Annotated in this window: 10 protein-coding genes; 5 read left to right on the plus strand and 5 right to left on the minus strand. The window is 35.5% G+C overall.

Going from position 1 to position 11727, the window contains the following annotated elements:
• Positions 1-339 precede the first annotated feature (339 nt).
• Entirely contained in the window at positions 340-1230 is an 891-nt protein-coding gene (locus CD172_RS02055) for a 5'-nucleotidase, lipoprotein e(P4) family (protein WP_103345316.1), read from the plus strand.
• 52 nt (positions 1231-1282) lie between these two features.
• Here the strand turns inward: CD172_RS02055 and CD172_RS02060 are convergent, their stop codons facing one another.
• Complete coding sequence (locus CD172_RS02060) at positions 1283-1489, minus strand: DUF6440 family protein (RefSeq protein ID WP_037565339.1); 207 nt, start codon at positions 1487-1489, stop codon at positions 1283-1285.
• A 158-nt stretch (positions 1490-1647) separates the two neighbouring features.
• Here CD172_RS02060 and CD172_RS02065 point away from each other — a divergent pair, with 158 nt between their 5' ends.
• From CD172_RS02065 to CD172_RS02080, 4 genes are all read left to right on the plus strand, one after another.
• The gene (locus tag CD172_RS02065) at positions 1648-2574 is read left to right on the plus strand and encodes a lactate/malate family dehydrogenase (RefSeq protein ID WP_174875579.1); all 927 of its coding nucleotides are present in this window, start codon (positions 1648-1650) and stop codon (positions 2572-2574) included.
• Between the two features lie 244 nt (positions 2575-2818).
• Complete coding sequence (gene nrdD, locus CD172_RS02070) at positions 2819-4681, plus strand: anaerobic ribonucleoside-triphosphate reductase (RefSeq protein WP_103345317.1); 1863 nt, start codon at positions 2819-2821, stop codon at positions 4679-4681.
• Entirely contained in the window at positions 4668-5201 is a 534-nt protein-coding gene (gene nrdG / locus CD172_RS02075; protein ID WP_103345318.1) for an anaerobic ribonucleoside-triphosphate reductase activating protein, read from the plus strand. Before nrdD ends, nrdG begins: the two co-directional genes overlap by 14 nt.
• 25 nt (positions 5202-5226) lie before the next feature.
• Positions 5227-5388: a DUF308 domain-containing protein gene (locus CD172_RS02080; protein ID WP_103345319.1), complete on the plus strand. Its 162-nt coding sequence runs from the start codon at positions 5227-5229 to the stop codon at positions 5386-5388.
• Positions 5389-5715: 327 nt separating this feature from the next.
• Here the strand turns inward: CD172_RS02080 and CD172_RS02085 are convergent, their stop codons facing one another.
• The 4 genes from CD172_RS02085 to CD172_RS02100 all read right to left on the minus strand — a co-directional run bounded on the left by CD172_RS02085 (position 5716) and on the right by CD172_RS02100 (position 11444).
• Positions 5716-6417, minus strand: a complete 702-nt coding sequence (locus CD172_RS02085; RefSeq protein ID WP_037565271.1) for an exotoxin beta-grasp domain-containing protein — start codon at positions 6415-6417, stop codon at positions 5716-5718.
• Positions 6418-6611: 194 nt separating this feature from the next.
• A complete protein-coding gene (locus CD172_RS02090) occupies positions 6612-7343 on the minus strand; it encodes an exotoxin beta-grasp domain-containing protein (protein ID WP_103345320.1) in 732 nt (243 codons plus the stop codon).
• 177 nt (positions 7344-7520) lie between these two features.
• Complete coding sequence (locus CD172_RS02095; protein WP_103345321.1) at positions 7521-8210, minus strand: exotoxin beta-grasp domain-containing protein; 690 nt, start codon at positions 8208-8210, stop codon at positions 7521-7523.
• A gap of 225 nt (positions 8211-8435) precedes the next feature.
• Positions 8436-11444, minus strand: coding sequence for an SdrD B-like domain-containing protein (locus CD172_RS02100; protein ID WP_103345322.1), 3009 nt, complete (start codon positions 11442-11444; stop codon positions 8436-8438).
• Positions 11445-11727: the final 283 nt, after the last annotated feature.

Genomic DNA, 11727 nt, shown 5'->3' on the forward strand with positions numbered 1-11727 from the left:
AACTTAAAGTTATTAACAGAAAAACGGTCATTTTTGAAAAGAATTTTTTACTTTAATAAACGTTTATAAAAACACAGTTTCTTATGTTACGTTCATTGACACTAGAACAGGTATTAGCTTTTCATATAGGTGGATATGTGAAGTTTCATGTACATTCCTATTATAAGGAAATGTAAGAAATACCCTTCAAGTATGAACCAATTCAGTATTCTTAAATATAATAAAAATACGCACATAATTGTTGAGCTTTATTTTAAAAACACTTATGATATAAGCGTATAAGACAATAATTAATTGTTCTACTTTTATACAATATACATAAAAAGGTGATTGGATATTATGAACAAATGGACAAAAACAGCAACAACACTTTTAGCTTTAGGGATGATTACGTCTACTGTACCTTCTGACACGTTTGCAGGTGCTGAAGCCCCAACACATCAAACTCAAACGCAAACTGAATCAGATTATGTGAAACAATTGAGCGAACAAAATGTGATGAGTGTGGCATGGTACCAAAACTCTGCAGAGGCAAAAGCACTTTATGCTCAAGGGTATAATAGCGCGAAAGAAACGTTAAGTAAAAAAATTAAACACCATAAAGGTGGCAAAAAATTAGCGATTGTTTTAGATATCGATGAAACGGTATTAGATAATTCACCATTTCAAGCTGCGAGTGCGTTAAATGGCACATCTTTCCCAACTGGATGGCATGAATGGGTGAAAAGTGCTCAAGCGAAGCCAGTTTACGGTGCGAAAGACTTTTTAACGTATGCAGATAAACATGATGTAGAAATTTTCTATGTATCTGACCGCTCTCATGAAAAAGATTTAGATGCGACGATTAAAAACTTGAAAAAAGAAAAATTGCCTCAAGCGGATAAAAAACACGTATTATTGAAAAAAGCGGGCGATAAGAGTAAAGAAGAACGTCGTGATAAAGTACGCTCAGATTACAATTTAGTGATGTTATTTGGTGACAATTTACTTGATTTTGAAGAGCCAAAAGAAGCGACTCAAAAATCACGTGATGAATTAGTTCGCCAACATGAAGATGATTTTGGAAGTAAATACATTATCTTCCCGAATCCAATGTACAGTAGCTGGGAAGCGACATTATACAATAATGACTACAGCATCAGTGCGAAACAAAAAGTGGAGAAACGTAAGCAATCACTTAAATATTTTGATATGAAAACAAATAAAGTGAAAACATATCAAGGAGAATAAGATGCTCTAAGCAATATAACAGCCGTAGATTCATGAGTCTACGGCTGTTAGTTTATGTATTGGATTTTAACGCTTGTGGATCGACTTTTGATACATTACCATTTTCATCTAGTAAAGGTGTTATACCTGTACCCACACCAGCTCTATTTGATAGATACTGAATCCCTGTTTCTCTATCGGTTAAGATGTAACAAGCCACCTCTTTAGACTGCCCGCATGCTTCTACAATAAAACGATTGTAGGTGTCTTTCTTAAACATCACTTTGAATCACGCCTTTCTTAAATGTGTTTCAACATCACTGTATCATTCATAACGTATGACAATCAAAAATGATTATCTTTTTTCATTTTAATTTCAATCATTATTGTATTAAAATGTACTTTAACACATAAAATCGTTAAAAAGGAGTGGCTATCATGAAGTTAGGTATTATAGGGATTGGTAAAGTAGGAAGTCAATTTTTAACAGATATACAGTATATGAATCTCTTTTCGAAAATTGTTGTGATTGATTCTAATGCTCAATTGGCTGAAGGTGAAGTGTTAGATCACCATCATGCGCAAGGGTTATCACGTACAAATCATATTGATATTTGCGTTGGAACATACAACGATTTATCGGATGCAGATGTGGTTGTGGTGACGGCAAGTGTGCCGATGGATCCGGATATTCCTGATCGCACAGCGTTAACGAAAGGGAACATTTCATTAATTGAAGATATTATGCATCAATTGTATCGCGTGACAACGAAACCGCTCGTCATTTTTGTATCTAATCCTGTAGATGCGATGACGTATATTGCGACACAAGCGAATGACTATCCGAATGAGAAAATTATGGGAACAGGAACATTACTCGAAACTGCACGTTTTAAAACGCTCATCGCCGATCATTATGATATCGATCCAAAAAGTGTGGAAGGATTTGTGATTGGAGAACATGGGCAACATGCGGTGCCTGTGTGGAGTAAAGTGACTATTTCAGGGATGTCGCTTGAAGAATTTGAAAAACTGTCAGACAAACCACGCATAAATAAAGAAGCCATTTCTCAACAAATCGATAAAGTATCCTTTGATGTATTAAAAAATAAAGGCTGGACCAATGTCGCAATTTCTAAAACGACAGTGAACTTAGTTAAAAGTTTGGTATTAAATGAAAAGTCAGTGATGCCGATTACATCACTTCAAGAACAAAATCAGATAGCTATCAGCTTACCAACATTAACGCATCAATACGGTATTGACCAGGTATTTGATATTACACTTGATGAAGCGGAACAACAACATTTTGAGGCTGCAAAAAATTACATTAAAGCAACGATAAATATTAAAAATCAACGCTAATTTCGTATAAAGATGAACAGTTAACACCGATGATTCGGAGGTTAACTGTTTTTTTATGTTGTGCGTCAAAGTTATTTTTAGCACTTGTTATAATGTAAATTATTTTTGAATTGCCCGCTTTTCAAAGTTCAACGTTTATTAACAAACTTTTGACAGTTATGTTAACAGTCTGATTTTTGTTTGAAATACTATATATAGTGTCATAGATTGTAGATAGACACAATATATAGAAAGGGTTGATGTTATGAAACAATTGGAAGTGGCTTTACAAGGACTCATCACCAAAGATCCAACAGTGGTGAATGAAAATGCGAATAAAGACAGTAACACGTTTTCAACGATGCGTGACTTAACAGCAGGGGTGGTTTCAAAATCATACGCATTAGAACATTTATTACCAAAACGTGTGGCAGAAGCACATAAAAATGGTGACATTCATTTTCATGATTTAGACTATCATCCGTTTCAACCGTTAACAAATTGTTGCCTTATTGATGCCAAATCAATGTTACAACATGGTTTTGAAATTGGAAATGCGAATGTGACCTCTCCTAAATCGATTCAAACCGCGACGGCGCAACTGGTTCAAATCATTGCGAATGTTTCAAGTAGTCAGTACGGGGGCTGTACTGTCGACCGCGTCGATGAATTACTCAGTACATATGCACGTTTTAATGAAGCACACCATAGATCCATCGCTACACAATTTGTAAAAGAAGATGCGATTGAAACATACGTTGACCAACAAGTGACAAAAGATATTGGTGACGCGATTGAAAGTTTAGAGTATGAAATTAATACGCTGTATACGTCGAATGGACAAACGCCTTTTGTAACTTTAGGATTTGGGCTTGGAACGGATACATTGAGTCGTAAAATCCAACAAGCGATATTAAAAACGCGCATTAAAGGATTAGGTAAAACACGCATGACGGCAATTTTTCCAAAATTAGTGTTTTCGATTAAAAAAGGTGTGAATTTTAGTGAGAACGATCCTAACTATGATATTAAACAATTGGCACTCGAATGTTCGACTAAACGCATGTATCCAGATGTGTTAAATTATGAGGCATTGGTAAATATTTTAGGTGATTTTAAAGCGCCTATGGGATGTCGCTCCTTTTTACAAGCATGGCGTGATGCTGAAGGTCAATTCGAAAATAATGGGCGTTGTAATTTAGGTGTAGTCACCCTAAACCTTCCACGTATAGCGATAGAATCAAAAGGTGACAAATTGGCGTTTTGGCAACGATTTCATGAACGTATGGATATTCTACATGAAGCATTAATGTATCGTTTAGAACGCGTGCTTCAAGCCGTTCCTGAAAATGCGCCCATTTTATATAAAAGTGGGGCATTTAAATATAAATTACAACAGAATGAATCGGTATCGGAATTGTTTAAAGATCGTCGTGCCACTGTCTCTATGGGATACATCGGTTTATATGAAGTAGCGACGGTCTTTTATGGCCCGAATTGGGAAACAAATCCTGAAGCTAAAGCATTTACGTTAGATATTTTAAAAGAAATGAAAGATTATCAACAAAAATGGACTGAAGATACGGATATTTGGTTTAGTATTTATAGCACGCCAAGCGAATCATTAACTGACCGCTTTTGTCGGTTAGATTTTGAAAAATTTGGTGCGATTCCGGACATTACAGATAAAGGTTATTATACAAATTCCTTTCATTATGATGTGCGAAAAGATGTGACGCCTTTTGAGAAAATTGATTTTGAAAAAGACTATCCGTACTATGCAAGTGGTGGTTTTATTCACTATTGCGAGTATCCAAAGTTAAATCATAATTTGAAGGCGCTTGAAGCGGTATGGGATTATGCGTATGACAAAGTGGGCTATTTAGGAACGAATATTCCTATTGATCGTTGTTATGAATGTGGATTTGAAGGAGATTTTGAAACGACAGCGCAAGGTTATACGTGTCCACATTGCGGTAATAGTGACCCTAAAACGATTGATGTGGTCAAACGGACGTGTGGTTATTTAGGAAATCCAGTTCAAAGACCCGTCATTGAAGGACGTCAAAAAGAAATTTGTGCTCGAGTGAAACATATGAAAGATGGCAAAGACCATGACCGTTCTTGATATTGTAGAAGGACGGGGCTACATTGCGAAAATCGAACAACAAAGTTTTGTTGACGGGGAAGGTGTACGCGTCAGCATGTATGTGTCAGGGTGCCCATTTCAATGTGAAGGGTGTTATAACGTTGCCGCTCAAAAATTTAATTATGGCGAAACTTTTTCTGACTCGATTTTAGAAGAAATTTTGACTTACTGCGAACCAGATTACATTTCAGGCCTAAGTATTTTAGGTGGGGAGCCATTTTGTAATATTGATATTACGTTAAAAGTAGCGCGTGCGTTTCGTGAGAAATTTGGCCAGCGCAAAACATTATGGGTCTGGACGGGGTTCTTATTCGAATATTTGAAAAATGATACAGGTCCAAGATATCAATTATTGTCTCTTGTCGATGTGTTAGTCGATGGATTATTTATACAATCACTATATCAACCTAACTTAGCGTATAAGGGGTCGTTAAATCAACGTGTGATTGATGTTCCACGTGCTTTGGAAATGAATCGGCCCATCATATATACTGAATAGTAAATAATAAAAAGGATGATTCATCATGAAACAAGGATATTTGACGTTACTTATTGGCATTTTATTCTTAATGAGTGCTATCGTGTTTATCGTGAAACATTCATGGTTATTCACTACAATTTTTATCATTGTAGGTGTGATGTACATTGTTAAATATTTTAAAATGAAGAAAAATGGTTCACAGTAACACCTAAAGTTCATATATTTCAATCAATAAAACAGGCTATCGTTAAGGGGGGCACCGTAACGATAGCGCTGTTTTTTTATTTAAAAACATATCAATTTTATTTATATAAGAAGTTTAATCATGCACTTAAATACTTAAAGTAAAATGTTCAAGCAACAGATCCATTTTTCTATCTCTAAATTAAATCATGTCTTACTTTTGATTGATGTGTATTAAAAAGTGTTGCTTGTTGTCGCATCATGTAAAAATCAAGTGGGCAACATCGATATAACCTAGGCATATCGGTTTCACATGAATGCGTCTTGTGTATATCAGTATTTTATAAAATTACATATTAACGGTAATACGATCAATTTTTGTAGTATCTACGACAATACCCATACGATGTTCTTCAAGAACTTTGTTTAATTGGAATGTGTAGTAATCGTTAGGTTTATCGCCTTTCATATGAATTCTAATGTATCCATTGCTCGGACCATGTTCATATAAATCATATTTTTGTCTTAATACTTTTCTAATTTTAAAGTCTAATTCTTTTAAAGTGACTTGTTCTTTATAAATAAAGTATGGCATTGTTGTTATTGTATTTGTTTTTCCATTAAATAAAGTGAGCACTGGGCTTCCGACATAATCGTAGTAAGGGCCTTTATTTGTTTTAGAAAGGCCGCCAATTGTTTTCACGACTTTTTTACCTGGACTATTTTCGTTAACTACAAATACATCCACACCAGTTAAGTTCGCATTGTATAGATCTTTATCTATACCTTTTAAATGAATTGCTGTTGTAATATTGTCTTTTTTAACGACTACAACGTTTTTGCGTTTATCAGCTCTAAATGCGTTAACATTATGCAATTCTGAATAACCATTTGTGTAGTATTTTTTGACAGTTTGGTAAGCTTTGTCTTCCTGCGACTTTGTTTGTTGCTTAGGTGTTTCAGCACTTGCAGATTGAGCGTTTGTTGTTATAACTCCTGTTGTTAAAATTCCTAATGCTAAACTTGCTTTAGCGATTGAAGATAATTTCATTTCTCTAGCTCCTTTTTTTGAATTCACAAAGCGATAGATTATGGTCAAACTTATAATACGATCAATCACCCTTATTATAGACGTGATTCCACAAATATAAAATTAAATACGGTTTAACTAAACGTAAGTAATGATTAAATGTAAAATAAATAATATAAAAAAGTGAGCTTCTATAACCGAAGCTCACTTCCTTTTTATTGATTTAAATCTGCTCTATGAGCCCAGTCGGTTTTCTTGATATAAGCTTCGATGTCACGAATATATTGCGTGCTGAGTAAAATACCCATCTTTTTATATGATAGTCTTTGTGATAAATCAATGATATGACGTTCACCATTTTTCATGTTTATGATGATTTCACCATATTTATATCCGTTTACATACAATTCATCATTCTGAATAAGTTGTTTTCTTAATTTGAAATCAATTTCTTTTAACGTCACTTGTAGTTTTTCAAGTTTTAAATTGAAATCAACTTCTTGTTGAGCCGTCTCATTTGATTTATATAATCTTGCAGGTATGTTGATTTTCCAATCTTTAACGTTAGTAAAGTTCGTTCTAGATAGTCCGCCGACAGAATAATGTACACGGTGGTTCCCTTCTTCTTGAACCGTAAAGACATCTAAGTTGTGCGTTTTTACGCCGTTAGCATAATAATTTTTGTCTTCACCAGATAAAAGAATATTCGTTAAACGACCTTTTGTTCTTAAAAATGCTTTATTGCCTTTTTTGAAAACAGACACTTTTTTATATTCGTAGTAAGGGCGTAAGTAATAATCATGTAAATATTTATTTTCTGGATTGACTACAGCCTTATAAGGCTCATTAAAGTTATTTGCGCTTACAGATTGAGCGTTAGTTGTCATTATTCCTGTTGTTAAAATACCTAGTGCTAAACTCGTTTTAGCAATTGTAGATAGTTTCATATTTCTAGCTCCTTTAAATCTGAAATGATGTTGTTAATTGTTACGTAATACCAATAATCACTTTCATTATAATATTACAATTCAAGAGAAGTAATTAAATTACGTTTAATTAAATATAAATAGTGTTTAATTAAAAAAAGAGCCTCCGTAATGGAAGCTCGATGTTTCATATTTAAATTATGTACGCATTTCAGCGTCGATATGGTGAATTTGTGTGGCATCTATCACAGTTCCCATTTTAGAAACCGGGAATTTATCACTTAAATCAATTTCATGTTTTGAATTATCATTCATTGAAACGATGATTTTGCCTTTCTTATAGCCATTTGTATACAATCCATCATGGTCAACAAGTTGTTGGCGTAATTTAAAATCAATTTCTTTTAGTGAAACATGTTGTTTATGAATTGGAAAATAAATATCTTCAGCTGAAACAACTTGATCATTTGCCTTTTTTAATATCGTTTTCGGTTCAATTGGATTATCTTGTAAAGATGTGTTGTTTTGCGTAATACCCCCGATTGAAGGAAGTTTTGTATCATTGTATTCTCTAATCGCAAAAACATCTAAATTTTTTACTTCTCCATCCGTATATTTATGTACTTCACTCTCAGGTAATTGGATATGAAGCGGTCCATATTCCGTTTCAAATTTGAGTTGTTTGCCTTCTTTCACGCCTGTAACGTTATTAAGTTCATAAAATGCTTGTTTATAATATGAATGTAAAAATACGTTGTCTTTATTAACGTTTTCCACACCCGGCGTAATATCATCTGCGGCGTTAGCCGATTGAGCATATGTTGTCATAAGTCCTGTTGTTAAAATACCTAGCGCTAAACTTGTTTTAGCAAATGTAGATAATTTCATTTCTTTTGCTCCTTTAAATCATATTTTTGATTATAGATTACGTAATACAAATAACCACCTTTATTATATGCGTGGAGTTACATGGATAGAATTAAATGCGGTTTAACATCCTGTTAATAAATCACAAATGGATAGGGGTGAGACGGGTACAAATATTCTTTAGGGAAGTTCATAAAATAGAAAAAGCAACGACAGAAGGGATGTCGTTGCTTAAATTTGTGATGCTTAATGATTTTTATTAACCTTACGTTTTCGTCGTAATACCAATAATGCGCCAAGTCCTCCTAATAGCGAACCTATTAAACCGGTATTGGTTTTCTCTTGTCCTGTTTCAGGTAACGCATGTACTGCATCTGATTTTTCAGATGTTACTGATTTTGGTGATGCATGTGTTGATACCTTTGACGGTTGGTTTGGCGTTGCGTGACCTGATTCTGGAGTCGGATCAGGCGTTGGCTCAGGAGTCGGCTCAGGCATTGGCTCTGGAGTTGGTTCAGGTGTCGGTTCCGGAGTTGGCTCAGGCGTTGGCTCAGGAGTCGGCTCAGGCGTTGGTTCCGGAGTTGGCTCAGGTGTTGGTTCTGGAGTCGGCTTAGGCGTCGGTTCCACAGTAGGTTGATAGAATCCAGAATCAACAGACATATTATCTGCATTGTTAATCGTCACTTTAGTCGACAAGCCGTCAGAATCTAATTGATTATCACCCACATTTGTGAGCGTTGGTTCAAAGCCATTTGGCGTTGAAAATGTCACTGTATACTCGCCATTCTCAAGACCAGTAAAGACATATTTACCAGAAGGATCTGTTGTCGTTGTAACCGTTGTGCCATCAGGTTTCGTCAACGTGACAGTCACACCTTCAATACCAACTTCATTAGAGTTTTGAATGCCGTCTTTGTTAGAGTCATTCCACACATAGTCCCCAAGGTTATAAGTCGCAGGGACAGGTGTTGGTTCCACAGTAGGTTGATAGAATCCAGAATCAACCGACATATTATCTGCATTGTTTATAGTAGCTGAAGTTGACACCCCATTAGAATCCAAGCGATAATCGCCAACATTTGTAAGTGTCGGTTCAAATCCATTAGGTGTAGTAAACGTAATTGTGTACTCGCCATTTTCAAGGCCAGTAAAAACATACTTACCAGAAGCATCCGTCGTTGTTGTAACCGTTGTGCCATCAGGTTTAGTGAGTGTTACAACAACGCCTTCAATTCCGACCTCATTAGAGTTTTGAATACCATCTTTATTTGAATCGTTCCACACATAATCCCCAAGGTTATAAGTTGCAGGGACAGGCGTCGGTTCAGGTGTCGGTTTATAAAAACCAGAATCAATCGTGAAATTATCTGCGCCATCAATTGTTACTGGAACACTTGTGCCATCAGAATCGTCAGTCGTATCCGTTCCTGCTTTTTCAACCGTTGGAACATAGCCATCAGGTGTGACAAAATCTACGATATACGAACCATTATTTAATCCAGAAAATAAATAGTTACCATATTTATCGGTTACGCCTGTTTTCACGACATACCCATTGCTGTCTCTTAGCGTAACAACTACACCAGGAATTGGCGCTTCACCAGCATCTTGAATACCGTTTTGGTTTGAATCTTCCCACACATAATCCCCAAGACTATATGTTTTAGCTGTACCATCACCAGATCCCGAACTAGTTTCAACTAAGAAGCCGTTATCGAAAGAATACGTCGCAGTATAATTAAATTTATCCGTTGCGATTAATGTAGCGCGTGTAGATAAGTCATTACTATAAGTAGGATCAAATTTAGATCCCATTACAACTACATAAGGCGTATCAATGCCACCAAAATTCACTTCTAATTTGCCGTCAGCATTCATGTAAATGCGATTGGTATTATAAAAACTTTGGGCTAAATCAGGGAAACCTGTAGGGTCAAAGTAGTAACTATCATTTAATTGTTTTGGGTCAGTTATGCGATAAATGTGCAATTTTGTTGTATCGTAATTAATAATAGCGTTACTGTTTGAGGTATCTTTACCTAAAATTAAACGCGCATTACTTAAATCAACGTCTTTAGGATTAACATAAATAGTTTCTTTAAATGTATTTGTTTTTTCTGTACCATCCACACTTGTAATCATAGTATCTACTGAAGAAGGGTAAACCCCGTAATCATGTCTGTCGTAGTTATATGTGATTTGAGTGTTATATGTTTCGCCAGCTAGATTATAGTTTAAATCGTATGTACCTGAGTTCAAAGCAGTTTTACGATCAGCAAATTGCGCAAGGTTAAAGCGACCAGAAATATTTTCTTTATCGTTTACCCAGTCTGTAAATGTATACGTTAATGTTTTTGTAGTTGTATCATATACACCATTTGCGACAACATAGCCTGCTGGAGAGTAAAGGTTGATTGGAAATTGATTGTTACTGGCAGAGAAATCGAGTTCACCATTAATGTTGGCATACTTTGGCATTTGAATTGTAAAATAATCGCCACCTTTGACTTTGCCATTTACTACATAGTTTGCGGTTAAACGGAAATTACCACTTTGGTTCGGATCGATCGCTGTTTTAGAAATCGTTGGATTTGTGACAGTAACTAAATTGTTCACATTCGTACCCGTACCCGTTGCTGTAGCAAAAGTCCTCGTTGTAGGTTGTGAAGCTAAATTAATTGAACGTGTCGTTGGTGTTGATTCGGTTGTCGACGCAAGTGTGTTTGAGTCATTACGAGTGGTATCAATTGATGTGCTTGCTAAAGTTGGTGAAGCGGTACCTACAGGTGAAGCTGTATTTACAGTCTCTGGTTGTGTTGACGTCGATGCAACTGTATTGGTCGTTGGCGATGGTGCATTATCCGCTACAACAGCCGTGCTGTCGGTTACCGGTGCTACTTCAGGTGCTGACGCAGTATTTGACGGAGTAGCTGAAGTGCTTGTAGTAGTGTTATTAGCTGTAGCTACTGTGTTCGTATAATTTGTAGTATTCGTATCAGCTGTTGTTACGACATCCGATGTCGGTGTTGAAGACGCTAACGCATTAGCAGTTGGCGCTTCAGTCGGTTGGGTTACTGACGATTCTGAAGTACTCGTTGGTACGCTAGCAGTTGAAGTAGTCTCCTCGGCCGCTTTTGCCTCCTCATCCGTTCCAATGAATAATAAAGTTCCTAATAAAATTGAAGCTGTGCCAACAGTGAACTTTCGAATACCGTACTTATTTTGTGTGTTTGGTAAAAAATCTAATTTTTTCATGAAATCCCCCTTAGTGAGTAAATAGTTTGATTAAATGCATTCATTGTTAAGTCAATATGATTATGCTCAATAATGTTTATAGCATTTAAAAGAATTAGAATTAAAAATAATAAAATTAATCAAAAGAGCAATGCTTAAATCATTATATCAAATGATTGTGTGAATACAATTATTTTTTAATTCCAAATAACAAAAAAATAATTGATGATTTATAAAAATATTGCATTCTTGTATAGACAGTTTGAGTGAGAGTAAGGGTTTGAGTAGGTAATAAAACATGAAT

It is taken from the genome of Staphylococcus agnetis (assembly GCF_002901865.1).
Lineage (GTDB): Bacteria > Bacillota > Bacilli > Staphylococcales > Staphylococcaceae > Staphylococcus > Staphylococcus agnetis.

Bases quoted from the DNA above. Each gene is read 5' to 3' on its own strand.
- CD172_RS02055 (WP_103345316.1), top strand. From the start codon at position 340: ATGAACAAATGGACAAAAACAGCAACAACACTTTTAGCTTTAGGGATG.
- CD172_RS02060 (WP_037565339.1), bottom strand. From the start codon at position 1,489: ATGTTTAAGAAAGACACCTACAATCGTTTTATTGTAGAAGCATGCGGG.
- CD172_RS02065 (WP_174875579.1), top strand. From the start codon at position 1,648: ATGAAGTTAGGTATTATAGGGATTGGTAAAGTAGGAAGTCAATTTTTA.
- nrdD (WP_103345317.1), top strand. From the start codon at position 2,819: ATGAAACAATTGGAAGTGGCTTTACAAGGACTCATCACCAAAGATCCA.
- nrdG (WP_103345318.1), top strand. From the start codon at position 4,668: ATGACCGTTCTTGATATTGTAGAAGGACGGGGCTACATTGCGAAAATC.
- CD172_RS02080 (WP_103345319.1), top strand. From the start codon at position 5,227: ATGAAACAAGGATATTTGACGTTACTTATTGGCATTTTATTCTTAATG.
- CD172_RS02085 (WP_037565271.1), bottom strand. From the start codon at position 6,417: ATGAAATTATCTTCAATCGCTAAAGCAAGTTTAGCATTAGGAATTTTA.
- CD172_RS02090 (WP_103345320.1), bottom strand. From the start codon at position 7,343: ATGAAACTATCTACAATTGCTAAAACGAGTTTAGCACTAGGTATTTTA.
- CD172_RS02095 (WP_103345321.1), bottom strand. From the start codon at position 8,210: ATGAAATTATCTACATTTGCTAAAACAAGTTTAGCGCTAGGTATTTTA.
- CD172_RS02100 (WP_103345322.1), bottom strand. From the start codon at position 11,444: ATGAAAAAATTAGATTTTTTACCAAACACACAAAATAAGTACGGTATT.